This is a genomic window from Mesorhizobium sp. ArgA1, from assembly GCF_053714375.1.
Genome location: NZ_JBSKBQ010000220.1, coordinates 1 through 222 on the forward strand (window position 1 = coordinate 1; position 222 = coordinate 222).

General features: G+C 58.1%; 1 pseudogene. It reads right to left on the reverse strand.

Going from position 1 to position 222, the window contains the following annotated elements:
- Positions 1–152, reverse strand: a pseudogene (locus ACWGTI_RS33045) (IS5/IS1182 family transposase); the annotation flags it as partial.
- Positions 153–222 lie beyond the last annotated feature (70 nt).

The following is a 222-nucleotide window of genomic DNA, read 5'->3' on the forward strand; positions in this document are numbered from 1 at the left end:
GCGGCCGCATCTGTTGCCAGCCATTTGCGGATCAGGCCATGCTCGCGGTCGATCGAGATGTGGTTCTGGTAGCCAAAGGCGGGAATGGCGATATCAACCGGCGGCATCGTGCCATCTGCCTGCGGCTTGGCCTTGGTGAACTTGACCGTCCAGATCCCATGGGTGGATGGCGACCGGCGTTTTTGCAAAATTAGAGGTCGTCCAACCAACCACCTATTCTGA